Annotated in this window: 23 protein-coding genes and 2 pseudogenes; 17 read left to right on the plus strand and 8 right to left on the minus strand. The window is 71.3% G+C overall.

Going from position 1 to position 25,177, the window contains the following annotated elements; genetic code table 11:
• Positions 1-84: 84 nt before the first annotated feature.
• Together CP978_RS05930 and CP978_RS05935 are read left to right on the plus strand one after the other, a co-directional pair.
• Positions 85-924, plus strand: a complete 840-nt coding sequence (locus CP978_RS05930) for an ABC transporter ATP-binding protein (RefSeq protein WP_052454033.1) — start codon at positions 85-87, stop codon at positions 922-924.
• A 3-nt stretch (positions 925-927) separates the two neighbouring features.
• Complete coding sequence (locus CP978_RS05935; protein WP_043438161.1) at positions 928-3,495, plus strand: ABC transporter permease; 2,568 nt, start codon at positions 928-930, stop codon at positions 3,493-3,495.
• A 24-nt stretch (positions 3,496-3,519) separates the two neighbouring features.
• Here CP978_RS05935 and CP978_RS05940 read toward each other — a convergent pair whose 3' ends face one another.
• Positions 3,520-4,224, minus strand: coding sequence for a hypothetical protein (locus CP978_RS05940; RefSeq protein WP_311775008.1), 705 nt, complete (start codon positions 4,222-4,224; stop codon positions 3,520-3,522).
• 469 nt (positions 4,225-4,693) lie between these two features.
• Between CP978_RS05940 and CP978_RS05945 the strand changes: the two genes are divergently transcribed.
• Positions 4,694-5,956: a PP2C family protein-serine/threonine phosphatase gene (locus CP978_RS05945; protein WP_063839043.1), complete on the plus strand. Its 1,263-nt coding sequence runs from the start codon at positions 4,694-4,696 to the stop codon at positions 5,954-5,956.
• A 189-nt stretch (positions 5,957-6,145) separates the two neighbouring features.
• On the opposite strand, the pseudogene CP978_RS05950 reads toward CP978_RS05945, so the two are convergent.
• A pseudogene (locus tag CP978_RS05950) lies at positions 6,146-6,552 on the minus strand (DUF4259 domain-containing protein); the annotation flags it as partial.
• Positions 6,553-6,690: 138 nt separating this feature from the next.
• Here CP978_RS05950 and CP978_RS05955 point away from each other — a divergent pair.
• On the plus strand, positions 6,691-7,110 hold the full coding sequence (locus tag CP978_RS05955; protein ID WP_043438168.1) for a GNAT family N-acetyltransferase: 420 nt from the start codon (positions 6,691-6,693) through the stop codon (positions 7,108-7,110).
• Positions 7,111-7,246: 136 nt separating this feature from the next.
• On the opposite strand, the gene CP978_RS05960 is transcribed toward CP978_RS05955, so the two are convergent.
• A complete protein-coding gene (locus tag CP978_RS05960) occupies positions 7,247-8,551 on the minus strand; it encodes a hypothetical protein (protein ID WP_052454034.1) in 1,305 nt (434 codons plus the stop codon).
• On the opposite strand from CP978_RS05960, the gene CP978_RS05965 reads away from it, so the two are divergent.
• The 6 genes from CP978_RS05965 to CP978_RS05990 all read left to right on the plus strand — a co-directional run bounded on the left by CP978_RS05965 (position 8,540) and on the right by CP978_RS05990 (position 13,590).
• On the plus strand, positions 8,540-8,833 hold the full coding sequence (locus tag CP978_RS05965) for a hypothetical protein (protein WP_144401435.1): 294 nt from the start codon (positions 8,540-8,542) through the stop codon (positions 8,831-8,833). The genes CP978_RS05960 and CP978_RS05965 overlap by 12 nt on opposite strands.
• 311 nt (positions 8,834-9,144) lie before the next feature.
• Positions 9,145-9,492, plus strand: coding sequence for a DUF1963 domain-containing protein (locus CP978_RS05970; RefSeq protein ID WP_052454036.1), 348 nt, complete (start codon positions 9,145-9,147; stop codon positions 9,490-9,492).
• Between the two features lie 210 nt (positions 9,493-9,702).
• On the plus strand, positions 9,703-11,037 hold the full coding sequence (locus CP978_RS05975; protein ID WP_043438174.1) for a hemolysin family protein: 1,335 nt from the start codon (positions 9,703-9,705) through the stop codon (positions 11,035-11,037).
• Positions 11,034-12,050, plus strand: a complete 1,017-nt coding sequence (locus CP978_RS05980; protein ID WP_043438176.1) for a hemolysin family protein — start codon at positions 11,034-11,036, stop codon at positions 12,048-12,050. Before CP978_RS05975 ends, CP978_RS05980 begins: the two co-directional genes overlap by 4 nt.
• A 104-nt stretch (positions 12,051-12,154) precedes the next feature.
• Positions 12,155-12,994 (plus strand): SGNH/GDSL hydrolase family protein, encoded by an 840-nt coding sequence (locus tag CP978_RS05985; protein ID WP_043448231.1) that lies wholly within the window; start codon positions 12,155-12,157, stop codon positions 12,992-12,994.
• Positions 12,995-13,086: 92 nt separating this feature from the next.
• Positions 13,087-13,590 (plus strand): hypothetical protein, encoded by a 504-nt coding sequence (locus CP978_RS05990; protein ID WP_052454037.1) that lies wholly within the window; start codon positions 13,087-13,089, stop codon positions 13,588-13,590.
• A gap of 375 nt (positions 13,591-13,965) precedes the next feature.
• Here the strand turns inward: CP978_RS05990 and CP978_RS05995 are convergent, their stop codons facing one another.
• On the minus strand, positions 13,966-14,508 hold the full coding sequence (locus tag CP978_RS05995) for a hypothetical protein (RefSeq protein ID WP_052454038.1): 543 nt from the start codon (positions 14,506-14,508) through the stop codon (positions 13,966-13,968).
• Positions 14,509-14,635: 127 nt separating this feature from the next.
• Here CP978_RS05995 and CP978_RS35550 point away from each other — a divergent pair.
• Positions 14,636-14,782 (plus strand): annotated as a pseudogene (locus CP978_RS35550) (DUF6177 family protein); the annotation flags it as partial.
• Positions 14,783-14,912: 130 nt separating this feature from the next.
• On the opposite strand, the gene CP978_RS06000 reads toward CP978_RS35550, so the two are convergent.
• A complete protein-coding gene (locus tag CP978_RS06000; RefSeq protein WP_043438179.1) occupies positions 14,913-15,185 on the minus strand; it encodes a hypothetical protein in 273 nt (90 codons plus the stop codon).
• Between the two features lie 336 nt (positions 15,186-15,521).
• Between CP978_RS06000 and purB the strand changes: the two genes are divergently transcribed.
• Together purB and mug are read left to right on the plus strand one after the other, a co-directional pair.
• Positions 15,522-16,964, plus strand: coding sequence for an adenylosuccinate lyase (purB, locus tag CP978_RS06005; RefSeq protein ID WP_043438184.1), 1,443 nt, complete (start codon positions 15,522-15,524; stop codon positions 16,962-16,964).
• The gene (mug, locus tag CP978_RS06010) at positions 16,961-17,506 is read left to right on the plus strand and encodes a G/U mismatch-specific DNA glycosylase (RefSeq protein ID WP_079162031.1); all 546 of its coding nucleotides are present in this window, start codon (positions 16,961-16,963) and stop codon (positions 17,504-17,506) included. The genes purB and mug overlap by 4 nt, the downstream gene beginning before the upstream one ends.
• Positions 17,507-17,510: 4 nt before the next feature.
• On the opposite strand, the gene CP978_RS06015 is transcribed toward mug, so the two are convergent.
• Positions 17,511-17,954: a hypothetical protein gene (locus CP978_RS06015; protein WP_043438190.1), complete on the minus strand. Its 444-nt coding sequence runs from the start codon at positions 17,952-17,954 to the stop codon at positions 17,511-17,513.
• A 163-nt stretch (positions 17,955-18,117) separates the two neighbouring features.
• Here CP978_RS06015 and CP978_RS06020 point away from each other — a divergent pair, with 163 nt between their 5' ends.
• The gene (locus CP978_RS06020) at positions 18,118-19,275 is read left to right on the plus strand and encodes an ROK family transcriptional regulator (RefSeq protein WP_043438193.1); all 1,158 of its coding nucleotides are present in this window, start codon (positions 18,118-18,120) and stop codon (positions 19,273-19,275) included.
• A 373-nt stretch (positions 19,276-19,648) separates the two neighbouring features.
• Here the strand turns inward: CP978_RS06020 and CP978_RS06025 are convergent, their stop codons facing one another.
• A complete protein-coding gene (locus CP978_RS06025) occupies positions 19,649-20,410 on the minus strand; it encodes a GntR family transcriptional regulator (RefSeq protein WP_043438196.1) in 762 nt (253 codons plus the stop codon).
• Between the two features lie 356 nt (positions 20,411-20,766).
• Here CP978_RS06025 and CP978_RS06030 point away from each other — a divergent pair, with 356 nt between their 5' ends.
• Both CP978_RS06030 and CP978_RS06035 read left to right on the plus strand, forming a co-directional pair.
• Positions 20,767-21,597 carry an alpha/beta fold hydrolase gene (locus CP978_RS06030; protein ID WP_043438198.1) on the plus strand — a complete coding sequence of 277 codons (831 nt, stop codon included), beginning with the start codon at positions 20,767-20,769 and terminating at the stop codon, positions 21,595-21,597.
• Between the two features lie 152 nt (positions 21,598-21,749).
• Entirely contained in the window at positions 21,750-23,186 is a 1,437-nt protein-coding gene (locus tag CP978_RS06035) for a GNAT family N-acetyltransferase (protein ID WP_052454039.1), read from the plus strand.
• Positions 23,187-23,388: 202 nt separating this feature from the next.
• Here the strand turns inward: CP978_RS06035 and CP978_RS06045 are convergent, their stop codons facing one another.
• Complete coding sequence (locus CP978_RS06045) at positions 23,389-24,621, minus strand: trans-sulfuration enzyme family protein (protein WP_079162494.1); 1,233 nt, start codon at positions 24,619-24,621, stop codon at positions 23,389-23,391.
• Between the two features lie 60 nt (positions 24,622-24,681).
• Here CP978_RS06045 and CP978_RS06050 point away from each other — a divergent pair, with 60 nt between their 5' ends.
• Complete coding sequence (locus CP978_RS06050; protein WP_043438204.1) at positions 24,682-25,176, plus strand: Lrp/AsnC family transcriptional regulator; 495 nt, start codon at positions 24,682-24,684, stop codon at positions 25,174-25,176.
• Position 25,177 lies beyond the last annotated feature (1 nt).

Genomic DNA, 25,177 nt, shown 5'->3' on the forward strand with positions numbered 1-25,177 from the left:
CCGGGACGGGTAGAGCGGGGCTTCCGGGTGCCGGACCACCGAACCACCGGAACGCCGGGGCGTCCCACGACCGAGGAGGCGGCCTTGTCCACTGCTGCTGCCGAGCACGTCCCGGGCCGGGCGGAGGCGGACGGGGCGGCCGCCCGCGCCAGGAGCCTGACGAAGGCGTACGGCTCGGGCGAGACGAGGGTGCTCGCCCTCGACGCGGTCGACGTGGACATCGCACGCGGCCGCTTCACCGCGGTCATGGGGCCGTCGGGTTCCGGGAAGTCCACGCTGATGCACTGCCTGGCGGGCCTGGACACCGTGTCGGCCGGCCAGGTGTGGCTCGGCGACACCGAGATCACCGGGCTGAAGGACCGGGAGCTGACCCGGCTGCGGCGGGATCGGGTCGGGTTCATGTTCCAGTCGTTCAATCTGATCCCGACGCTGACCGCGCTCGAGAACATCACGCTTCCCCTGGACATCGCGGGCCGGAGACCCGACCCGGCATGGCTGGACCAGGTGATCGACACCCTCGGGCTGCGGGACCGGCTGCGGCACCGGCCGGCGCAGTTGTCCGGCGGACAGCAGCAGCGTGTCGCCTGCGCCCGGGCGCTGGCCTCCCGCCCCGAGCTGATCTTCGCGGACGAGCCGACGGGCAACCTCGACTCCCGGTCGGGGCTGGAGGTGCTGGCCTTTCTGCGCGAGGCGGTGGACGAGCTGGGACAGACCGTCGTGATGGTCACCCACGACCCCCACGCGGCCTCCCACTCCGATCTGGCGCTGTTCCTGGTGGACGGGCGGATCGTGGACGAGATGGCCCGGCCGACGGCGGATGCGGTGCTGGAGCGCATGCGCCTCTTCGCCGAGGGGCTGCCCGCGGCCCCGGGTCCGGACGCCGTGCCGGGAACCTCCGACAGCCCCTCCGGTCCCGAGGCATGAGCCGTGCTCAAGGCGACTCTGCGCAGCTTCCTCGCACACAAAGGGCGGCTCGCGCTCTCGGCCCTGGCCGTCGTCCTGTCCGTGGCGTTCGTCGCGGGCAGCCTGATCTTCTCGGACACGGTCACCCGGACCTTCGACCAGTTGTTCGCCTCCACGGCGGCCGATGTGACGGTGAGCCCCCGGGAGGACCTCACCTCACCGCTCTCCTCCGGGGTGACCCCGACCGTCCCCGCCTCCCTGGGGGCACGGGTCGCCGCGGTCCCCGGAGTCGCCGCGGCCCGTGTCGACGTCACCGTCGACAACGTCACGGTCGTGGACCGGCACCGTCTGCCGGTGGGACCGACCACCGGCGCACCCACCATCGCCAGGAACTGGTACATCACCGGGCACAGCCCGGTGCGGCTGACGTCCGGACACGCGCCGCACGGCCCCGGCGAGGCCGTGCTGGACGCGGACACCGCGCACCACAGGCAGGTGCGCATCGGCGACCCGCTGACGGTGCTGGCCCGGCCCGGCTCCTTCGAGGTGCGGGTCGTCGGCATCGCCACCTTCACCACGACCAACCCGGGCGCCGCCCTGGTCCTCCTGGACACCCCGACCGCCCAGACCCGGCTGCTGGGCAGCCCGGACCTGGCCACCGCCGTCCAGGCCGACGCGGCACACGGCGTCGGCGACACCCTGCTCAAGCAGCGGATCGCCGCCGCGCTCCATTCCTCCGCCTATGAGCTGAGGACCGCGGGCGAACAGGCCAGATCCGCCACCGACCGGCTCGGCACGGTCCTCGACGTGATCAAGTACGTGATGCTGGGGTTCGCCGGTATCGCCGTGCTCGTCGGGGTGTTCCTCATCGTCAACACCTTCTCGATGCTGATCTCCCAGCGCACCCGGGAACTGGGACTGCTGCGCGCCCTGGGCGCCGACCGGCGGCAGGTGCGCCGCTCCGTGCTGACGGAGGCGCTGCTGCTCGGTCTGATCGGCTCGACGCTCGGCCTCGCCGCGGGCATCGGGCTGGCGGCCGGCCTCATCCGGCTCATGGGCGTCTTCGGTATGAACCTCAGGTCCGCCGAGATGGTGATCGGCCCGCCGACACCCGTCGCCGCCTATCTGGTCGGAGTCGGGGTCACCTTTGTCGCCGCCTACTTCCCGGCGCGACGCGCGGCCGGCGTCTCCCCCATGGCGGCGCTCTCGGACGCGGAGATCGCCGGTGTCGGACGGCCGTTGAGGGTGCGCGCGGTGGCGGGCGCGGCCGTCGGCGCGCTCGGTGCGGCCGCGCTGGCGGGATGCGCCGCGGCGACGAGGACGGCGCCGGCGGTCTCGCTGCTCGGCGCCGGCGTGGTCCTCACGCTCGTGGCGACCGTACTCGCGGGCCCGCTGCTGGTCCGGCCGGTGATCCGGGTGCTGGGCGCCGGTTTCCCGGCCCTCTTCGGCGCGATCGGGCGGATGAGCCGGCGCAATGCCCTGCGCAATCCGCGCCGCACCGGCGCCACCGCGTCCGCGCTGATGGTGGGGCTCGCCCTGGTGGGCGGCATGTCGGTGGCGAGCGCGTCCATGTCCGCCTCCTTCGACCAGCAGATCGACAAGACGCTGGGCGCCGACTTCGTGGTGCAGAACGCCCGCTTCCAGCCGTTCCCCCGGGAGATCACCGACCGGGTCCGCGGCACGCGCGGCGTCGGGGTCGTCGTACGCCAGCGGTTCGCGCCCCTCGCCCTACGGCTGCCCGACGGCAAGCTGGTCGAGACGACCGCCGCGGGCTACGAACCGCGGCTCGACGAGGTCGCGCACATCAACTACGCCCGGGGCGACACGGCCGCCGCGCTCGCGGACGGTGCCCTGGCGATGGACGTGAAGTTCGCCCGGAGTCATGGCGTCCGGGTCGGCAGCCGGATCCCGGTCCGGTTCGCGGACGGACGCCGCACCGAGCTGAGGGTCGGCGCGCTCACCGACCAGGGCGGCGTGGACGGTTTCGGCACCCAGGGCCAGCTGTTCCTCGGGCTGGCGACGCTCCAGAGGTATGTGCCGGGCGGAGAGGACTCCGGGCTGTATGTGAACGCCGCCCCCGGCACCCCGAAGACCGTGCTGCGGTCCCGTCTCGAAAAGGCGCTCGCCGCATTTCCCCAGGTCCAGGTCCGCGACCAGGCCGACTACAAGAAGCTGGTGCACGACCAGATCGCGGTGCTGCTCTATCTGGTGTACGCGCTGCTCGGGCTGGCCATCCTCATCGCGGTGCTCGGGGTGGTCAACACCCTGACCCTGTCGGTCGTGGAGCGCACCCGTGAGATCGGCCTGCTGCGCGCGATCGGGCTCTCCCGGCGGCAGCTGCGCCGGATGATCCGGCTGGAGTCGGTGGTGATCGCGGTGTTCGGGGCCGTGCTCGGGCTGGTACTGGGGCTGGTCTGGGGGGTGTGCGCCCAGCGGGTGCTCGCCCTGCGGGGCCTGAAGGCGCTGGTCGTCCCCTGGACCGTGATCGTCGCCGTGATGGCGGGCGCGGCGGTCGTGGGCGTGGTCGCGGCACTGCTCCCCGCCCTGCGGGCCTCGCGGATGAATGTGCTGACGGCGATCGCGCACGAGTGAGGGAGAAGGGCCTGCTGCGCTCGGTCAACTCGCACTCGGCGACGGCGAGACCCCGCGCAACCCCTTATGAGGAACGGGCCGGCCGGTGAGCGCGTCGAGCAGGACGCGGTCACCCACGGGGCGTTCCAGTTTCACCGTCACCTGCTGCAACCGTGACTGCTTGGTGCAGATGCCACCGCCCTCATGGCCCTTGACCGCGGCCGACAGTACGACGCTTCCACCCGTCTCCAGCGCGTCCACCCCGGCCCCGTCGTCGCAGACGCCATGGAGGGCGACCACGGTCACCGAACGCCCGTCGTCGGTGATCCTGATGAGTCGGTCGATCGGACGGCCCGGGATGTCATGGGCCGCCTCGATCGGCGACGGAGGAGGTTTCGACGGGACGGCCGCAGCCTGTTTGAGGGGCGTGGCGTAGCCGTCCAGGGAGAAGAGCCAGGCCGGGACCGTCGCCGGCCCACGGCTGGTGACCATCGTCATCGTGCCCAGCTTCGCCCCGGTCACCGTGAGGTGCGGCGCTCCGACGTCGTGGGTGCCGGCCAAGGTCCTGTACGACTGGTCCGCCCCCACCAGCGGCCGGGTGAGCGAATCGCCCCCGGGCCACCTGACCTGGCCGTCCTTGGGTCCGACGTCGGGCAACTCGCCTCTCAGGACGAAGTTCTGGTTCTCGTGGGCCTGCCTGTCAGCCTGGCCGCGCAGGCCGCCCTTCGGCAGCTGGACCGGTTCTCCCACGGGGTGGTAGCCGACGCTCCACGCCGCAGCAGCGGCTGAGCCGTCCCAAGCCGCAGCGACCTTCCGGGCACGGTCTGCGAGGACATCTGTGCCACCGTCGGCCACTGCCTTCTGACCGCCACAACCAGAGACAGCCGCCAAGCCGACGACGGACCAGGCGATCGCAGCAAGCAGACCGACCGAGCGCGATGCCCCGATACCCATGTGTCCCCAGACGTACGCAGCGGCTGCCAGGCGCTCTGTCCTTCACCGGCGCACCATCTCCAGGTATACCCGACACCGCACAATCAAATACCTGTTCGGGATGAAACATCGGGGGAAAAACTCCGAGTTCCGGCGGCGGCGCAGGCCCATCAGCCGTTGACCTGCTGAGGCTGCCCTGCGGCAGTGGCTGGTGTAGGACGGAAGTATGCCCTTGGAACCACGGCTTCCCCATGGGCATCGCTCATGGAAGCCCAGAGATGCCCTGTTGGCCCTTCCTCTCGGGCTGATCGCCACCGTCATGCTGGTCGACTCGCTGAGCCCGAGCGATGTGGTGCTCCCGCTGGACCCGCTGTTGATCGCGGCGCCCGCGATCACCGCATCCTTCGCCAACAGTCTCATCACGGGAATCATCGGTGCCATCGACGTAGCTGGAATGGCCGAAACCGGCCTGCTGCACCACCTCCTGGGGTCGATGTTCTTCGATACGGAGGTCGTCGCCCTGGTTGCGGTTGCGGTCATCGTCACCGTGTGCCGACGTCTGCGGGAGCGGCATTGGCGTGAACTGACGCAGGTGCGGGCGGTGTCCGAGGCCACCCAGCGGGTGGTGCTGCGACCGTTACCGCGACGGATCGGACCGTTGCGGGTCGCCTCGGTGTACCTGGCGGCACAGGAGCAGGCCCTGATCGGCGGCGACCTGTACGCGGCCATCCGCACCTCGACCGGCACCCGGCTGATCATCGGGGATGTGATGGGCAAGGGCCTGACCGCGATCGGTGACGCCGCGCTGCTGCTCGGCGCTTTCCGGGAGGCCGCGCACCGCCAGGCCGCCCTGCCCGACCTGATGGCCTATCTGGAGCACAGCGTCTGCTGGAACCTGGCCGAACCCACGGAAGCGGACCAGGCCGCGGAGTGCTTCATCACCGCAGCCGTCATCGACATCCCCGACGCAACACCGCAGATGCACATGGTCACCTGTGGACACCCGCCTCCCTTGCTGTTGCACGAGCGGCAGATCAGCACGCTGCGCGCGACACGTCCCGCGCCTCCCCTGGGGCTGGGCGAACTCACCTCCCCCGACTACCACGTCGACACCTTCCCGCTCGAGCCCGGTGACCTGCTGCTGATGTACACCGACGGCGTCATCGAGGCCCGCGACCCGCGCGGTGCCTTCTACCCGCTGGCCGAGCGGGCCGGCTCCCGGGTGCGTGACAGCCCCCAGGCACTGATCCACCATCTGCGCACCGACTTGCTCGCCCACGTCGGCGGACACCTGTCCGACGACGCCGCCATGATCGCCCTCGAACGCACCAACGGCCCCGCACCGAACAGCTCGCGCAGCAGCCGGGCCCCACCCCGGACCGACGCCGAGCCGAGGCTCCTGAAAGGGACTGCCCGCTGCGCGACATGCCGTTTCCACCTGGCGCCGCCGTTCCGTCCGAGGGTCACCCTCTCCCGTTACGTCATCCTGGAGACTTCGATCGGTGTGGCTTTGTGGGGTCGCGTCAGGAGATGGCGTTCTCGCCGGTGAGGCGGCGGGCCATGAATCCGGTCACCGCGAGGCGGACAGGCGACCGGCCTCCAGGACTCCGTGACCGACGCCGCCACCCGCCTGCTCGACCGGGTCTCCGCCACGGCCGAAGGCGACGCGGTCCTGGCCTGGAGCCGTGATGACTCCGGGGACGTCCTCCCGAGCCCCACCTGATGGAGCTGAGCTGTGTTCTCCCGGAGGCTGTGGCAGGAGCACGTCTGCAGGCTGCGGATGTTCGCACGCCAGGAGCCGCCGTCCGACCCGGCCCAAAGGTCCATCAGCTCGGAAGGCTCGGTCATGACGCGGTCGAGGGCCTGGAGGGCGAGATCGCGCAGGCCGGTGAGATCAGGGAGGGGCTCTTCCGGCCCATAGACAGAATCAAGCGCCTCACCTCCGGGGCACTGCGCGGCGACGAGGGCGGCCGCAGCCACGGCCTCCTCGGATTCGGGTGCTTCGAGGTAGTCAGCGGTGTCGATCACACATATGAGGGCGCCGCGGATGATGCCCTCACGTTCGCCTGCGGCTGCCTCATCAAGGTCGCCGGAGAAGTCCGCCGCGGTGTCGTTGTCAAAGGGACCGCCATCCCAGGTACCCATACGTCGCTCCTGCGTTCGCTGTCTCTGTCCCTGTCTGCGGCATTCTGATGGGAGGGACTGACAACGGCGTCGCCGTGCGCCCCGTCCGGCGGAAAACCTGTTGGCCAGACAGGCGAGCGCTCTGCTTGGCTCCCCCCCATGAGCGATCTCCGCATCCGCCACGCCGCCCTCTCGGACATCGACACCGTGCTGCGGTTCTGGCGCGACGCAGCGGAAGGAACGAGCATCAGCGACGACCACGACGGAGTGGCCCGACTCATCGCACGAGACCCCGAGGCCCTGCTCCTCGCCGAGCGCGACGGCGTCCTCGCCGGAACCGTCATAGCCGGCTTCGACGGATGGCGATGCTCCGCCTACCGACTGGCCGTACACCCCGACCACCGCCGCCAAGGCATCGCCACCGCCCTGCTGGAAGCCGCCGAACAACGCTTCGCCGCCCTCGGCGGGCGACGCGTCGACGCCATGGTCCTGGAAGCCAACGAACAGGCCCACCACGCGTGGGCCGCCACCGGCTACCACCGTGAGAATCACTGGCGGCGCTGGGTCAAACCGCTGTAGGCGGTGAAGTCCGGATCGATGTTCCATCGCTGGGGTAGGTCCGCGTTGCAGAAGACGCAGACGAACTGGCCCTCTCGCACGATGTTGTTCTCCTGGCAGGTGAGACACCAGTGTGCCTGGACAGCACGGGCAGCTCCTAGCCGGTCGAGCAGTCCAGGATCCGCCCGTCAGTGGTACCGATGAGCAGCCGGCCAGGTTCGGGGACGGTCAGCGCGGTCGCCACGACGGGTACGCCGGCAACGGTCAGGTGCCGGCGCCAGCGGACGTTGCCGTCACGGAGATCGAGTCCGATGATCTCGCCGTCGTCGTACGTGACATAGGCGGTCTCCGTGTCGTGGTCGAGGTCCGTGGCCTTCCGGTCTGTCCGAAAGACCCAAGTCGGCTCCTCACCGGCCACCGCGCGCCGTACGACGAATGAGCCACCGGGCTGCAACCCGTGGCCGTGATACACGGTGCCGCCATAAATCAGGTCACCGTCGGCGGTCTCCACGCCGGGGCCGGCGAAGTGTGTCTCACCTGGTTCCCATGAGTAGGGGAACAACCGACTGACCTCCGTTCCCCTCGGCTCACGCAGACGTTCGGCATCCGGTACGGACCCCAGATCCGCTGCGGCCAGCCAGACTTCACCTGTTCCACGCCGCTGCCCGCCCTTCGCAGAAATGGTTTCCAGAAAGTAGTTCCGGCTGCCACGCCGGATACGCAACCTGCTCCGCTCCCCGTTCCGCCCAGCTGGTGCGAGGGCGGGCAGGCCGTCAGCACATCGCACCAAGGACACGGAGCCGGAGGGAGTGAGATGGTCGAGCTGCGCCCCGTCCTGGAGCGCGAGTCGGACTACGGCCTGAGCACGCTCCTCCCCCGGAGGCCGCACCAGACCGACCCAGGCCGATCGCTCGTCTGCGGCGATGACCATGTCACGGCCGCCACCGTCCTCGTCCCGGACGGCCCACTGCCGTCGCCCCGAGGGCAGCCAGGACTCCAGCTGGACCCCCTCGAGCGTCGCCACGATCCTGCCGTCGGACAGCTCCTCGACCGCGCGGACGTTGCGTCGTGGGTCCCCGTTCGTGCTCAGACCGGAGACCGTCCGGCGGGCACGCTCTCGATGGTCGGTTCGCGGGGCCGCTACCCGTGGACCGGCCAGGTCGTATCCGGTGATCGACCGGGAGGGTACGCCCCTCCAGTCAGGCCGATGCACCACCGCGACGTGCCCTTCGCTCCACGCGCCTTTGTCCTGCCAGTCGTCAGGCGGTGCCATCAGCACGCGTAGTTCCTGTTCGCTGAGCCATTCCAGGCCCAGCACCTGGCGGCCGAGCTCGTGTTCGATGAGCGACGTGGCGCTGCCCGTCTCCAGGTCCAGCAGGAGCAGTTCCCCTTCGAAGAAGTAGCCGCCGTCGTAGTCGCCGGAGCCGACTGCAAGGAGGGGGAACCTGGGGTGGAAAGCCATCGCGTGTACGGGATAGCGAGCATGGAGAAGGGCTCGGCAGGCCAGATCATCGGTGCCGTAGACACCGACCGGCGCAGTACTGCCGAACTCGTGCAGGCCCGCCACCGCTACATGCGTGCCTGCCACTGCCAGCAGGCCACGGCCCTCGTCGTCGACGGCGGCGAGGACGGGATCACCGACCTCGGCGAAGGGACGGTCACCGAGGATTCGGTCGATGCGGAACGGGACGGTCATAGGGGTGATCTTCTCAGCGGCCAGCAGCTACTCGGCAAGGTCACGTAGCGGTGGTACGGGGAGGGAGGGTGTGTGGCCGTCGCCTCGAGGTCCACGACCGTGGGCTGGGCCGGTGAGCGGGCCGCGAGAGCGCTGCCGAGGTCTCTGTCGGTGGCGCCGTGGATGATCGGGCTCATGACACACGGTTCCCGAGATGCCCTTCGGGCTCTCGCCTTGCAGCATCTTTCACCGGAGCTTGCCGAGAGGTGGGTCGGTCTGCTTCGCCCCGCTGTGCGTCTGGAGGCATCGGCCGGCCCTGACGATGGCGTCGGTCGGCTCGGCGGCCTCCCGTCCTTGCATACGGGAGGCCTTCGCTACAGGTGCGCCTGAGGAACCGGTACGACCACCCCGTCTGCTCACAGGAGTTCCTGGACGCGCTGTGGGGGTTCGACCACGAGGTGGGGCACCAGGTCGGCGGCCATGCGCACTCGGTGCAGAGCCCGGTGGAGATCGAGATCGCGGAGGCGGTCCTGGACGGCGAGGTGTCCTGGGGCGACGCACGGCTGTCCGAGGAGGCGGGCCGCTGGGTGCTTCTGGCCCAGTTCGACAGCGAGGTCGCCGCCGACATGATGTGGGGCGATGCCGGAGCACTGTACTGGCTGATCCGCCCGGAGGACCTGGCCGAGCAGCGCTTCGAGCGGGCGATGTTCACCTGGCAGTGCGGCTGATGACGGCCGCACCGCGCCCTGCCCTCTTGCCGAGCGCGACGACCTCCTCGCGACTTTGCTTGTCCTTTACCATGGAGAGGTCAGGCCGTCCGCCGGGGCATCTCGTCCCGACCATGGAAGGTGTGAGCATCCGCCGATGGACGAACCCCGCCGTGCCCGACCTCGCGCGGTCGCCGCGTCCCTGACCGATCCTGGGACAGAGGTGACCCGATGACCGAAGTGCTCCTCCTGCTGGTGGCCGTCCTTCTCTCGCTGGCCTGTGGCGCGTTCGTCGCGGCGGAGTTCTCCCTCACCACGGTCGAGCGCAGTGCCCTGGAGCAGGCCGCACGACGAGGTGAGCGCGGCGCTACGGGCGCCCTCAAGGCCGTACGGAACCTGACGTTCCAGCTCTCCGGCGCCCAGCTGGGGATCACGGTCACCAATCTGGTGGTCGGCATGCTCTCCGAGCCGTCGATCGCCAAGCTGATCGCCGGGCCGCTGGGCGCGCTGGGCCTGTCGCGTTCGACGGCCACCACCGTCGCCCTGGTCATCGGCACGGGGCTGTCCACCATGTTTCTGATGGTGGTCGGCGAGCTGGTGCCCAAGAACTGGGCGATCTCCTCGCCCCTGACCGTGGTCAAGCGGGTGGGCACGCCACAGCGCTGGTTCAGCACCGCCTTCCGCCCCTTCATCACCCATCTGAACAACACGGCCAACCATGTCGTACGCCGCTTCGGCATCGAACCGGCCGAGGAACTGGCCTCCGCCCGCGGCCCCCAGGAACTGGTGGCGCTCGCCCGGCACTCCGCGAAGGAGGGCGCCCTGGAGGCGGACACCGCCGAGCTGTTCGTCCGCACCCTCAACCTGGCCGGCCTGAGCGCGGAGAACGTGATGACCCCGCGGATCCAGGTGATCGCCCTGGACGTCCAGGCGACCTGCCAGGACGTGATGAACGCGACGCGCGCCACGGGGCTGTCCCGCTTCCCCGTCTACCGCGGCAGCCTCGACTCGGTGACCGGCGTGGCGCACATCAAGGACGTGCTGGCCGTGCCCGCGGACCAACGGCACAGCTGTTCGGTCTCACAGGTGCTGCGGGAGCCGCTGTTCGTGCCGGCCTCCCTCACCGTCGACCGGCTCCTCGACCGGCTCTCCGGCCGGAACACCATGGCCGTCGTCATCGACGAGTACGGCGGCACCGCCGGGGTCGTCACACTGGAGGACATCGTGGAGGAGGTCGTCGGCGAGGTGCGGGACGAGCACGATCCGCTCGAGACGCCCGATCTGGCCCCGGCCGGCTCGGACGACACCGGCCGGGCACTGTACTGGGCCGACGGATCGGCTCGGGTCGACCAGCTGGCACGCGTCGGGCTGCGGGTGTCCGACGGTCCCTACGAGACGCTCGCCGGCCTGGTCGCCCATGCGCTCGGCCGTATACCGGTCACGGGTGACAGCGTCGAGTTCGCCGGCTGGCGCCTGGAGGTGATGGACGCGTCGGGGCACCGGGCCGCGCGCCTGCTGATGCACGCTCCGCCCGCAGCGCCGGGGCAGGGGCAGGAGGAGCGGTGACGGTCCTCCAGCTGCTGATCGGCCTGCTGACCCTGGTGGCGAACGCCTTCTTCGTGGGCGGCGAGTTCGCCCTGATCTCCGTACGCCGCAGCCAGATCGAGCCCCATGCCGAGGAGGGCGACCGGCGCGCACGCACGGTGCTGTGGGGCCTGGAGCATGTGTCGGCGCTGCTGGCCGCGTCACAGCTCGGCATCACCCTGTGCACCCTGGTCCTCGGTGTGGTCGCCGAGCCTGCCATCGAACACCTGTTGGAGCCCGTGTTCCATGCGGTGGGCGTCCCGGCGGGCGTCGGCCATGTGGTGTCCTTTGTGATCGCGCTGGCCCTGGCGACCTATCTGCACATGCTGTTCGGTGAGATGGTGCCGAAGAACATCGCGCTCGCGGAGCCGGTACGCCTGGCCCTGCTGCTCGGCCCGCCGCTGGTCGGCCTGGCCCGGGCCCTGCGTCCGGTGATCTTCACCGTGAACACCTTTGCGAACACCCTGCTCGCCCTGTTGCGCGTGGAGACCAGAAGCGAGGTCACGGCCACCTTCTCGGACGACGAACTGGCACGGCTGGTCAAGGACTCCACCGCCGCCGGGCTCATCGACGACCGCGCCCAGGAGCGGCTGCACGACGCTCTGGAGCTGGGCCGCAGACCCGTACGCGATGTGGTGGTCCCGCTGGAGCGTGTGGTCTACGCCCATGTGGGGATCACCCCGGAGCAGTTGGAGCAGCTGTCGGCCGAGTCCGGCCTCTCCCGCTTCCCGGTCGTGGACGAGAACCGGAGGATCGTCGGTTTTCTGCATGTCAAGGACGCGCTCGACGCCACGCCGCGGGACGGGCCGTTCCGGTTGCGGGACATACGTGCCATCCCCCGGGTACGCGAGAGCACCCCGCTCGACGACGTCCTCACCTCGATGCGCCGCAACCGGGCCCATCTGGCGGCGGTCCTGGGCGAGGACGGCCGACTGGCGGGGCTGGTGACGATGGAGGACGTCCTGCGGGAGCTGCTGGGGCAACCCACGGCGTGAGGGGCGCCGCCGGCCCGGCCGGACCCGGTGTCCGAAGACCGCCGGAGGGGGCGTACGGGGTCACCGACCAGTGGGTATGCCGACGGGATACCATCGGCGACGCCATGCAGACGAATCCCACGCACACCAGCCTGGTCGCCCTCGGCGACTCCTTCACCGAGGGCATGTCGGACCTGCTGCCGGACGGCTCCTACCGCGGCTGGGCCGATGTCCTGGCCGGCCGGATGGCCGCGCGGACACCCGGATTCCGCTATGCCAACCTCGCCGTGCGCGGCAAGCTGATCGGGCAGATCGTCAATGAGCAGGTCGGTCGCGCCGTCGCGATGCGGCCCGATGTGATCACACTGGTGGGCGGGCTCAACGACACCCTGCGGCCCAAGTGCGACATGGGGCGCGTACGGGGTCTGCTGACGGAGGCCGTGGAGCGCCTCGCCCCGTCGTGCGAGCAGCTGATCCTGATGCGCAGCCCCGGCCGCCAGGGGCCGGTCCTCGAACGCTTCCGCCCCCGTATGGAGGAGCTGTTCGCCTGTATCGACGAGCTCGCCGAGCAGCATGGCGCGCTGGTGGTCGACCTGTACGGGGCCCCCTCGCTCTCCGACCCGCGCATGTGGGACGTGGACCGGCTGCATCTGACGGCCGAGGGGCATCGCCGGGTGGCGGAGGCGGTCTGGCAGACGCTGGGGTACGAGGCCGAGGACACGGAGTGGCGCACACCGCTGCCCCCTTCCGCGCGACCGGACTGGCTGGCCCGCCGGAACGAGGACATCCGCTTCACCCGGCAGCATCTGCTGCCCTGGATAGGACGCCGGCTCACCGGCCGTTCCTCGGGCGACGGCCGGACAGGCGCCCACTTCAGCGCTGAGCTGGACAAACCCTTCTGGGTCACCCCTGCGGACCACACAAACCCCGGCCCTGTGACGGACTGGCGACGGATGGAGCCCTGACCCGGAGCCCCGCCCGGTGCCATGTGCCGATCAAACGCGGCGCCGCCTCCCTTCCTGCCGTCGGCCGCGATTGTTGTTGCGGGACGTCATGGGTGAGCTCAGACCACTTGCCCCGGGAGAAGAGCGTCCAGCACGCGCGCGCCGCCATGCTGGCGTTTGGGCTGGACCTGCCCGAGGACCTCGAAGGCCCGAACCTGGGCGAAATCGACCGCGACAGCCTGGCCTGCCTGGTCGAGGTTCTCGCCCGCCACAGCCCTGACGGGCCGCGGACGGACTGCTACTGGGCCCAGGCGGGGATCGAGGACGCGGGCCGCCCGATCCCGGCCCGCCGGGGCCGGCTGGAGGAGGCACTTGCTCACCACGATGCCTGCGCAAGGCCCGCCCGAACCGTACACACCCGGTTTCCCGCGCACTGGTGGCCCGTGGAGGGCTCCTGGTTCGTCCTGACCGACTGGGACCTGAGCGCGACCGAGGTCTTCGGTCCTCCGGCCCTGATCGCCGACCTTCTCGGCGATGCCGGGCTGGACGCCGTCCGCCACCCCGGCATCGCCGAGGTCCAGGGCGGCTTCGCGCAATGGCGCGAGCAGGCACGTTGAACATGCTACGCATCCTGCCGGCCCTCTGACCTCGTACAGCGTGTCGTAAAGGATCACTCGCCTGGGCATTCGGAACTACTCGTCCAGGCTCCGGAGCCCACAGCTCGGGCGAGGAGGGGCTGATGGGACGGGCTGGTTCGTGCGGGTCGAACCCCGGCGCTGAGCCGGGCGGGGCCAAAGGAGCCGTGCTGGACCAGCAGGCCCAGGTCCGCTCGATCTCGGCCCGCCAGCAGCGCGAGAACCGGGTTCGACGTCAGGGCGCTCTCTACGAAGCCGTACGCGAAGCCGTCCTCCTTGCTCGTCAGGACGTGGACGGAGTGAGCGCGAAGGCTGCCACAGGCAGTATCGCCGGTGACCGACGGAGCCTCAGGTATCTCACATGTACTCGAAGTACCGGTCGTGCCAGTCCGGCGTGACCAACTCCTCGTCGTTGTCATCGGCCTCGGCCAAGCCTGCGGCCACGAGCGCCGCCGCCAGCTCCAGGTCCTCTGCCGCCAACGGAACCGGCCCGTCGTACGGCTCACGAAGCAGCTCGGTCGGGACGAAGGTGCACCCCATGGCCGTACAGACACCGTCGAGCCACGTCACGAACTCCTCGGGCGGGCATTCCTCTCCTCTGGGGACACCCACACCGACTCTCATGTATGCGGTGACGAAGTAGTTACCGAAGTTGCTCATCGCGACGCCCATGGGCAGGCCGAGGCCCGTCGCGTCCACTGGGACATGGATGACACCGCAGAAACTGGCGTCCTGGCCCAGGCCACTTGAGCAGGACGGCCCGAAGTGTTCCTCAAGGGCGCTCACCAAGCGGGTGTAACAGTCCAGCGCGGGCTCCTTGTCGAAGTCCGCGGGGCGTTCCAGGTGGCGGGGGTCGTCGTGCTCTCTCAGGAGCGCCCGGATCTGGACCATCGGGAGCATGTCGCGTCCTTCCGTCAGTTCTCGTGCGGGGACGAATGGTGGGCCTGCGAGGTGGCCATGGGCCGGATTGCGGGGCGGTTCGCCCGAGTGAACCACGGATGCGGGCTGGGCGGTTGGCACCCGCCTCGGCCGCCCGGCCGAACCTGCCCTCCACTACCCCTTGGGGGACGGAACCGTCCCTCAGGCCTGGACCACGTTCCAACAGCTCACCCACCATCTGAAGCTGCGGAACGGGCGGTCGCGCCCGGCGCGGAAGGACCGAGGAGTTCCCTGACGGCAGTGGCGGGGTCTCCGACGTACTGCGGTCAGGTGGCGAGGGACCCTGGTGGGGGCTGCTGGGGGCACGCTGTGATCGGCGTATCGGCCGCCCAAGGTGAGACGTACGAAGCGGCGACGACAGCCGACTACTTCTGCTTGCTGGCTTCCTTGATGGCCTGCAGATAGTCCTCCGCCGGCAGCTCCTCGCACTCCGGAGCGCCGCCGTCGGCGCTGTCGCCCTTGCTGGCTCTCAGCGCGTCCGTGCACGCGGCGATCAGTCTGGCGCGCGCGGCTTCGGACAAGGTGCTCGCCGTGGCGTCCGGGGTCGTCGGAGGCCCTTCACCGCCTGAGTCGGCGTTGGAGCATCCGACGAGGGTGAGCACGGAAATGACGCAGATGACAAGGGCGTTGCGACGCACGGGAGCTCCTCGGGTAGCCAAGTGGTGGCCACACCATGCACGTTGACGCGCGTTTTGCGTCGCAATGTGTCCATGTTGTTATCCGCGACCCGTACGCCTGACTCACACACTACGACCACGGGCCGTTTCCCCGACCGCCACCGCCCACCGTGGCCGCGACGAGCGACGGCATGGAGGTGATCATGGAGTTGCGGGCCGGGGCGCGCTGAACAAAGATCCAGGTCCCAGGGACCGGGTCGGCGGGACCGGCGAGCCGCGGGCGACCCGGGCCGTCGCCACGGATCGCGGTCATGAAGGTCATGGATGCCTTCTGGAGTGCCGGTATGCTCCGTACACGTGACTGCTGCGCCCGCAAAGCCCCGAATCCCGAACGTCCTCGCCGGACGCTATGCCTCCGCCGAGCTCGCCACGCTCTGGTCCCCCGAGCACAAGGTGAAACTGGAGCGGCAGCTCTGGCTCGCCGTGCTGCGGGCCCAGAAGGACCTGGGGATCGAGGTTCCGGACGAGGCGATCGCCGACTACGAGCGTGTCCTCGACCAGGTGGACCTGGCCTCGATCGCGGAGCGCGAGAAGGTCACACGGCACGATGTGAAGGCCCGGATCGAGGAGTTCAACGCGCTCGCCGGGCACGAGCAGGTACACAAGGGCATGACCTCCCGCGACCTGACCGAGAACGTCGAGCAGCTGCAGATCCGGCTCTCGCTGGAGCTGATGCGGGACCGTACGGTGGCCGTGCTGGCGCGCCTGGGCAAGCTCGCGGCCGAGTACCGCGAGCTGGTCATGGCCGGCCGCTCCCACAATGTGGCGGCGCAGGCCACCACCCTCGGCAAGCGCTTCGCCACCGCCGCCGACGAGCTGCTGGTCGCGTTCGGCCGGGTCGAGGAGCTCCTCGGCCGCTACCCGCTGCGCGGCGTCAAGGGCCCCGTCGGCACGGCGCAGGACATGCTCGACCTGCTCGGCGGCGACGCGGGCAAGCTCGCCGATCTGGAGCGCCGGATCGCCGGGCACCTGGGCTTCTCGCAGGCCTTCACCTCCGTCGGCCAGGTCTATCCGCGCTCGCTGGACTACGAGGTCGTCACCGCGCTGGTGCAGCTGGCGGCGGCGCCGTCCTCGCTGGCCAGGACGATCCGGCTGATGGCCGGACACGAGCTGGTGACCGAGGGCTTCAAGCCCGGCCAGGTCGGCTCCTCCGCGATGCCGCACAAGATGAACACTCGCTCCTGCGAGCGCGTCAACGGCCTGACGGTCGTCCTGCGCGGCTATGCCTCGATGACCGGCGAGCTGGCGGGCGACCAGTGGAACGAGGGCGATGTGTCCTGCTCGGTGGTGCGCCGGGTCGCCCTGCCTGACGCGTTCTTCGCGCTGGACGGCCTGCTCGAGACCTTCCTGACGGTGCTCGACGAGTTCGGCGCCTTCCCGGCGGTCGTGGCGCGTGAGCTGGACCGCTATCTGCCGTTCCTCGCCACGACCAAGGTGCTGATGGCCTCGGTGCGCGCGGGGGTCGGCCGCGAGGTCGCCCACGAGGCCATCAAGGAGAACGCCGTCGCCTGTGCCCTCGCGATGCGCGAGCAGGGCGCCGAGCGCAATGAGCTGCTGGACCGGCTGGCCGCCGACGAGCGCATCCCGCTGGACCGCGAACAGCTTCAGTCGCTGATGGCGGACCGGCTCTCCTTCACGGGCGCCGCCGCCGACCAGGTGGGCACGGTCGTCGGCCGCGTCGAGGAGATCGTGAAGCAGCACCCCGAGGCCGCCGGCTACACCCCGGGGGCGATCCTCTGACCCGGTTCACCCCGGCGGAGCTCGAGGCCGCCCGCGACCGTCTGGTACCGGACGTGATCGCGGACGGCCTGGGGGTCCTTTTCTGCGGTATCAACCCGGGCCTGATGACGGCGGCGACCGGCCACCACTTCGCCCGCCCGGGCAACCGCTTCTGGCCCGTGCTGCATCTGTCCGGGTTCACCCCGCGGCTGTTCCGGCCGGCGGAGCAGGACGAGCTGCTGTCGTACGGGCTGGGCATCACCAATGTGGTGGCGCGGGCGACGGCGCGGGCCGACGAGCTGGCCGCCGAGGAGTACCGGGAGGGCGGGCGGATCCTCGCCGCCAAGGTGGAGCGGCTGCGGCCCCGGTGGCTGGCGGTGGTCGGGGTGACCGCGTACCGGGCGGCCTTCGACGAACGGAAGGCCGCCGTGGGTCCGCAGAAGCGGACGATCGGCTCCTGCCGGGTGTGGGTGCTGCCCAACCCCAGCGGTCTCAACGCGCACTGGACGGCGGCCACGATGGCGCAGGAGTACGGGCGGCTGCGAGAGGCCGCGGGGCTCTGAGCGGTCAGGGCGGATCCCGGTCCGTGACGGCCGCGAGGAGCCGTATCTCGTCGGTGTCGTCGCGCTCCGCCACACCGAGCGCGACCCATCGGCCGCTGCTGTCCGCCTGCCACAGAGACAGCTCGTGCACCAGGTCGCCGAGCGTCGCCCAGGGCTCCGGTATCTCCTCACCCCGTGCCCTGCGCACCTGGGCGGTCAGCGGCCCGTAGTGCTGCCGGGGCCCCCAACGGTCGTCCAGCCGACGGGAGACGGCCTCCCTCCAGGCGTCGAGGTCCTCCGCCGCACGCTCCCGCTCCGCGCCGTCACCCGTGCCGAGACCGAGGCTCGACACCAGGGCGACGACATGGAAGCCGGGGCCTCCGCCGTCCACACCGACCCCACCGCGCCGCGCGGGGAACGCCCGCGCGCACAGCAGATCGATCGTCGCCAGGTGCTGCTCGATGGTCATGGCTCCAGTAGACCAGTCGCCACTGACACTTGGCGGGGCGTCAGGCCTCCCGGGCGGGGCCCCCTCCACCGGTTCGTAGGGCGGAGGGCGACGCCCGGGCCTCGCGGGGGCGCGCGGTGCCGAGTACGATCCGGCCATCACGCGCGAGCTGGGAGGACGGACGTTGGGGCGGCTGACCGGCGGGGACCCCTCTCTGCTGAGAAGGATCAACTCGGCGGTGGTGCTGCATGCGCTGCGCGACACGGACTGTGCGACGCTCACCGAGATCACCCGGGTGACCGGGCTGTCCCGGCCGACCGTCGAGGGTGTGGTCGAGGGGCTGATCGAGGCCGGGCTGGTGGCGGAGCAGGCGGCCGAGGAGGGCGCCGCCCGGCGGCAGGGGCGGCCCGCACGGAGGTTCCGGTTCCGGGCCGAGGCGGGGCATCTGCTGGGCCTGGACGTCGGCGCGCACCGGGTGACCGCGCTCCTCGCCGACCTCGACGGCCGGGAGCTGGGCAGCCTCTCCAAGCCCGTCTCGGAGACGGCGTCGGCCGACGAGCGCCTGGACCGGTTGCGGAGCACCGTCGCCGAGCTGCTGCGCCGGTCGGGGGTGACCCGCGGTTCGCTGCGCGCGGTCGGTGCGGGCAGCCCCGGGATCGTGGAGGCGGACGGCACCGTGCGCCTGGGCACGGCCCTGCCCGGCTGGACGGGCCTCAACCTCGGCGAACGGCTCAGCCGCTCCTTCAAGTGCCCGGTGCTGGTGGAGAACGACGCCAACGCGGCGGCCGTGGCGGAGCACTGGAAGGGCGTGGCCACCGAGTCCGACGACATCGTGTTCGTACTGGCCGGGCTGAGCCCGGGCGCCGGTTCGCTGATCGGCGGACGGCTGCACCGGGGCTACGGCGGGGCGGCCGGGGAGATCGGCGCGCTGCATCTGCTGGGCCGTGAAGCGAGCCCGGAGACGCTGCTGTCGACCACGGACGAGCCCCTGCACCCGCTGGACGAGCAGCAGGTCGCCGATGTGTTCGCGCTCGCCCGCGAGGGCGACCAGCGGGCCCGCGCGGCCGTGGACCGCTTCCTCCGGCGGCTGGTCCACGACGTGGCGGCTCTCGTCCTGGCCCTGGACCCCGAGCTGGTCGTGATCGGCGGCTGGGCGGCGGGCCTGGACGGCGTCCTCGAACCGCTCCGCCATGAGCTGGCCCGCTACTGTCTGCGCCCCCCGAAGGTGGCCCTGTCCCAGCTGGGCGAGACCGTGGTGGCGACGGGGGCGCTGCGGCTGGCGCTGGGCCATGTGGAGGAGCAGCTGTTCGCGGTGGAGAGCACGGTGACGGCCCGGGGCTGACGGCGGTCCACGACCGGAACGGAAGCCGGGGGCCGGACGGATGACCAAGAGCGGAAGCCGGAACCGAGAGCCGGGCGCCGGACGCGGACGCCGGACTCAGGGACCGGACGGGTGACCGGAAACGGGCAGGATGCGCACCGCGCCCCGGACCAGTCGGTCCGGGGCGCGACGGGTGTTCTTCCGGGGCTTGCCGATGGACCGCGACGCGGCCCGATCACCCCCGTGCCCCCACGGGGTCCGGCGGGACCTTGTGGGGGCACGGGGTCCAGCAGGACCCGGCAAGTCCAGCGGCCCAGGCAGGCCCAGCAGCCCAGGCAACTCCGGCGGCCCAGGCAGGTTCAGGCAGGCCCAGCGACCCACGCGAAAGGCCTGGTCAGGAGGCGCGGGCCCCCGGCTCATGGTGGATCTCGACGCCGCCGGAGGCGCCGAAGGTCAGACGGCAGGTGTCGGCACGGTAGGTGGCGACGGAGACGGCGGCGGTGCGCCCCTCCGCGCAGAAGCGAGTGGTGACGACCAAGACCGGCGATCCGGGCAGCCGGTCGAGCTCCCTGGCGTCCTCGGCGCCGGCCGAGCCCAGCTCGACGGCCTGCTCCCGGCCCTCGATGGGCAGCCGCTGGAGCTCACGCAGCACGGCACGCGCACGAGCGGCCCCCGAGGGTGCGTCTATTGCCGACAGCTCGGGCACCGAGGCGTCCGGGATGTGGAGCAGCTCGGCGGCGACGGGCTGCCCATGCGTCACACGGGAGCGGCGCACCGTGAACACCCGGGTGTCCCGGTCGATCCCCAGCAGCCCGGCCACCGCCGCGGACGGCACCGCGGAGGTGCAGTCCACGGGCTGCCAGGCATCGCCGGGCGCGCCCGGCCAGGCATACTGCTCGGAGTCGACGGCCACGCCCATGCGCGGCGGGGCGACCGTGGTGCCCACCCCTCGGCGGCGCTGCAGCCGGCCCTCCAGTTCGAGCTGTTCGAGTGCCTGACGGAGCGTGGCCCGGGCGACGCCGAAGCGGGCCGCGAGATCCCGTTCGTTCGGCAGCACCTGGCCCACGGAGAACTCGGAGTCGAGTGCTTCCGTGAGCACGGTCTTGAGATGCCAGTACTTCGGCTCCGGCACCGATTCCAGCTGCGTGGTCCCCACCCTGTCCTCCGCAATCGCCGTGACCCGGCGGCGTTTCAGCGCCTTGTTTATGAAAGGTTGTTGCACTTCTCTGCGACGATAAAACGGCCCCCACCCTTGGTCAAGACCAATCCTCGAACCCCCGGGGACCGCGGAGAAGCCGTACCGCGCAGCGTTCACACGGCGTTCGTGAAGGACCCGCGGACGGCAGACGCACGGTGACGCGGGCGCGCGGCGAGGCCCCTGGCACGGCGATGACACGCGCACGGTTGACGACATCCGGGGGCTACCCGTGAGTAGCGGTTACTGACAAGCTGTCTACCACACAGCGTCCATCACCGTTCACCGCAGCGTGTCCCCAGACGAGGAGCAGCAGCATGGCAGCCACGGTCTCCTTCAGCGTCCCCTCATCGCACGGCCCCCGGACCGTGACCGTCTCCTACGAGCGCACGGGCGCCGGCGAACCGCTTCTGCTGCTGCACGGCATCGGCCACCACCGGCAGGCCTGGGACCCGGTCGTGGACATCCTGGCCACCGAACGCGATGTGATCGCGGTCGACCTCCCCGGTTTCGGCGCGTCCCCGGCCCTGCCGGACGGGCTCCCCTATGACCTGTCGACCGTGGTGCCCGCGCTGGGCTCCCTCTGCGAGGCCCTGGAGATCGACCGCCCGCATGTGGCGGGCAACTCCCTGGGTGGTCTGATCGCCCTGGAGCTGGGCCGCGAGAAGCTCGTACGGTCCGTCACCGCACTGTCGCCGGCCGGTTTCTGGACCGGGGCCGAGCGGCGGTATGCGTTCGCGGTGCTGCTCGCCATGCGCAACACCGCACGGAGGATGCCCCTGCCAGTGGTCGAGCGGATGTCCCGCACGGCGGCCGGGCGCACGATGCTCACCAGCACCATCTACGCCCATCCGGGCCGCCGTTCGCCCGAGGCCGTGGTCGCCGAGACCGTGGCGCTGGCCCGCGCCGCGGGGTTCACCGAGACGCTGCGGGCGGGAACGACCGTCCGGTTCACCGAGGACGTGCCCGGACTGCCGGTCACCGTGGCATGGGGCACCCGGGACCGGATCCTGGTGCGCCGTCAGGGCGTCCGTGCCAAGCAGATCATCCCCAGGGCGCGGCTGGTGCGACTGCCCGGCTGTGGGCATGTCCCGATGAACGACGACCCGGCACTGGTCGCCCGCGTCATCCTGGACGGCAGCCGCTGAGGTCCCGCGCGGAAAACACCCGGGCGGACAAGGCCATCGAAAGAAAACAGCCACCAAAAGAGAACAAGGGGGCAAAAGGCGCGGATCCGCCGTTTACCGTGCAGTTACACGCCGTTCGTGATCACGCAACACCCGTCCTTCACCGTGGGTGCATGACTCCACACATATCCGATGTGACGCGCGCCAGACACGGCCGCCCGGTACGCCACTGGCGGCGGGGTGTGATCGAACTGGCCGCGCTGTTCACCGCGGTCGCGGTGGCCGATGCGGCGACCGATCTGACCGGTGACGGACCCGACGTTCCCGCACTGCTCGGGCTGTCGGCGGTGGCGCTGCTGGCGACGGCCGGTTTCCACACATGGTGGGAACGCCGCCACGGTCATGCACCGCCCCCTCGCGATACCGGCGCCCGGCCGCTCCCCGAGGGGTCCCGGGCCGGGCCCCGGGAGTCAGGCCCGGGGAACGCGGGCAGCACGCTGTGGCACATGCGGACCACCGTGCGGGACGAGCCGGGCTCGCTGGCCGGGCTGTGCGCGGCACTGGCCGGGCTGGGGATCGACATCCTGAGCCTGGGGACCCACCCGCTGGCGCGGGGCACGGTCGACGAGTTCCTGTTGCGGGCCCCGGCCCGGCTGGAGGGCACCGCCATCACCCGGGCCGTCTCGTCGGCCGGCGGCACCGAGACCTGGATCGAGCGGGCCGATGCGCACGATCTGGTGGACGCCCCGGCCCGGGTGCTGGGCCTGGCCATCCGCACCGCGCTGGACCCGGCGGAACTTCCCCTCGCCCTGCGGCAGTTGCTCGGCCGGTGCACCATCCGCTCGCTGCCCGCGGGCTCCCCGTCCGCCGGCCGGACGGCGGAGGGCGACGCTCCGGTCGAGGGGGTGCTGGAGGGCACGGCGATGCGACTGCGGGCTCCGGAAGGCGGGGTGATCGTCGTGGAGCGGCCGTATCTTCCGTTCACACCGGCGGAGTTCGCGCGGGCGCGGGCGCTGGTGGAGCTGGACGCCCGGCTCGGCCCCCGGGTCCCGGGCGGCCAGGCCGTGCCGAGGCCCCCGGAGGGCCCTGCGATCACCGTACGGCGGGCCGACACCTCCGACCTCCAGGCCGCGAAGGAGATGCACTCCCGCTGCTCGGCGCGCACCCTGGGCCTGCGCTACCACGGGCCCGTGGACGACGCGGACCGCTATCTCGACCATCTGCTCGGCGCCCGGTTCGGCCGGACCCTGGCGGCGCGGACGGCCTCGGGCCGCGTCGTGGGCCTCGGGCACCTGCTGTGGGACGGTGACGAGACGGAGGTCGCGCTGCTCGTCGAGGACGAGTGGCAGCGGCGCGGCATCGGCGGTGAACTCCTCGGCCGTCTGGTGGCCATGGCGGTCGAGGCGGGCAGCACCAGCGTGTACGCGGTCACCCAGGCGTCCGACACCGGCATGGTCGCCACCATGCGCGGCCTCGGACTGCCCCTGGACTACCAGGTCGAGGAGGGCACCCTGGTGATCAGCGCCCGCCTCGACGCGCCTCCGGTGGATCCGCGCCTGCCGTACGGCCGCACCCGGGAGCCCCACGGCACCCGGAACACGCGGGACTGACCCGCGCCGCCGGGCCGTACGCCCCGTGGCCGGACGGCCCATGGTGGGACGCCCCATGGCCGGACGGCCCATGGTGGGACGCCCCATGGCCGGACACCCCATGGCCGGACGGCCCGGCGGAACCCTGCCGGACCGTCCGACGTGGGCGGCGGAGACGAGCCGCCGGTCGCCGGGGCGGCAGGCGCCCGGGGCCCGCACCGGATCACCCGGTCATCCGCCCCGCGGCCTCCTCCCGGCCCGGCAGCCCCGCGCCCCGCTCGGCGTCCAACGCCCCGTCCAGATCGGTCCACAGATCCTCGACGTCCTCCAGGCCCACCGACATCCGCAGCAGCCGGTCGCTCACCCCGGCGCCCCGGCGGTCCGTCTCCTCGACGATGCGGTGGCTGATGGACGCCGGGTGCTGGATGAGGGTGTCCACACTGCCGAGGCTGACCGCGGGGGTGATCAGACGGACCCCGGCGATCACCGCGTGCGGATCGCCGTGCACCTCGAAGGCGATCATGGCGCCGCCCGTCCGCGGGTAGTGGACACGCGCCACCCGAGGATCGGCGGCCAGCCGGCGGGCCAGCTCGGCGGCGGTCGAGGACGCGGCCCGGACCCGTACCGGAAGCGTCGCCAGACCGCGCAGCAGCAGATACCCGGCGAGGGGATGGAGGACCCCGCCCGTGGCGAAGCGCACCTGGCGCAGCCGGCGCGCCAGTTCCTCGTCGCAGGCCACCACCCCGCCCATCACATCGCCGTGCCCGCCGAGATACTTGGTGGCGCTGTGCAGCACCAGTCGCGCCCCCTGCTCGGCGGGGCGCTGCAGCACGGGGGTGGCGAAGGTGTTGTCCACCAGCAGCGGCACCGAACCGCAGGCATGGGCGACCGCCCGCAGATCGACTTCGGCGAGCGTGGGGTTGGCCGGGGACTCGACCATCACGAGCCCGGTGTCGGGGCGCAGCGCCGCCTCGATGCCCGCCGGATCCGTCCAGGTCACCTCGGTGCCCAGCAGCCCGGCGGTCAGCAGATGGTCGCTGCATCCGTACAGCGGCCGTACGGCGACGACATGGCGCAGGCCGAGCGCATGCCGTGCGAGCAGCACGGCGCTCAGCGCGGCCATGCCGGTGGCGAAGGCGACCGCGCTCTCGGTGCCCTCCAGCCGGGCGAGCGCGGTCTCGAAACGCGCGACGGTGGGGTTGCCGAGCCGCCCGTAGACGGGCGGTCCCATGAGTTCGGCGCCCTCGGCGGCGAAGGCGTCGAGCCGGGCGGCCTCGCCACGGCTGTCCGGGGAGGGGTAGGTGGTGGAGAGGTCGAGGGGCGGGGCGTGCAGCCCCAGTCCGACGAGGTCCTCGCGTCCGGCGTGCACGGCCTCGGTGGCCAGTGCCCGGCGGGCGGCAGGGGCCCCCGCGCATCCGTCCTGCGCGTCGTACGCGCCCTGAGTACGGGAATCCATGGACCGCAGACTGAACACCGGCCGGGCGTCCGGCGGCGTTCCCCGTGCTACGTTCGGCAGATGACCGCATCCGTCGTACTGGACCCGGTGGATCTGCATCTGCTGCGGCTGTTGCAGAACGACGCCCGGACCACGTACCGGGATCTGGCCGCCCGAGTGGGGGTCGCGCCCTCGACCTGTCTGGACCGGGTGACCAGGCTGCGCCGCTCGGGTGTGATTCTCGGCCATCAGCTGCGGCTCGACCCGGCGAAGCTGGGCCGTGGTCTGGAGGCGCTGCTGTCGGTGCAGGTCAGGCCGCACCGCAGGGAGTTGGTGGGGCCCTTCGTGGAACGGATCCGTGCGCTGCCCGAGTCCCGTACGGTCTTCCACCTCACCGGCCCCGACGACTACCTGGTGCATGTCGCGGTCGCCGACATGGCGGACCTCCAGCGGCTGGTGCTGGACGAGTTCACGGCGCGCCGCGAAGTGGCCCGGGTGGAGACCCGGCTGATCTTCCAGCAGTGGGACTGCGGTCCGCTGCTGCCACCCGGGCACGCCCCGTCGGAAAACCGCTGAG

It is taken from the genome of Streptomyces nodosus (assembly GCF_008704995.1).
Lineage (GTDB): Bacteria > Actinomycetota > Actinomycetes > Streptomycetales > Streptomycetaceae > Streptomyces > Streptomyces nodosus.

Excerpts from the sequence above, each read along its gene's own strand:
- CP978_RS05955 (WP_043438168.1), top strand. The coding sequence starts at position 6,691 with ATGAGCGATCTCCGCATCCGCCACGCCGCCCTCTCGGACATCGACACC.
- CP978_RS05960 (WP_052454034.1), bottom strand. The coding sequence starts at position 8,551 with ATGGCTTTCCACCCCAGGTTCCCCCTCCTTGCAGTCGGCTCCGGCGAC.
- CP978_RS05975 (WP_043438174.1), top strand. The coding sequence starts at position 9,703 with ATGACCGAAGTGCTCCTCCTGCTGGTGGCCGTCCTTCTCTCGCTGGCC.
- CP978_RS05985 (WP_043448231.1), top strand. The coding sequence starts at position 12,155 with ATGCAGACGAATCCCACGCACACCAGCCTGGTCGCCCTCGGCGACTCC.
- CP978_RS05995 (WP_052454038.1), bottom strand. The coding sequence starts at position 14,508 with ATGCTCCCGATGGTCCAGATCCGGGCGCTCCTGAGAGAGCACGACGAC.
- CP978_RS06015 (WP_043438190.1), bottom strand. The coding sequence starts at position 17,954 with ATGACCATCGAGCAGCACCTGGCGACGATCGATCTGCTGTGCGCGCGG.
- CP978_RS06030 (WP_043438198.1), top strand. The coding sequence starts at position 20,767 with ATGGCAGCCACGGTCTCCTTCAGCGTCCCCTCATCGCACGGCCCCCGG.
- CP978_RS06035 (WP_052454039.1), top strand. The coding sequence starts at position 21,750 with ATGACTCCACACATATCCGATGTGACGCGCGCCAGACACGGCCGCCCG.
- CP978_RS06045 (WP_079162494.1), bottom strand. The coding sequence starts at position 24,621 with ATGGATTCCCGTACTCAGGGCGCGTACGACGCGCAGGACGGATGCGCG.
- CP978_RS06050 (WP_043438204.1), top strand. The coding sequence starts at position 24,682 with ATGACCGCATCCGTCGTACTGGACCCGGTGGATCTGCATCTGCTGCGG.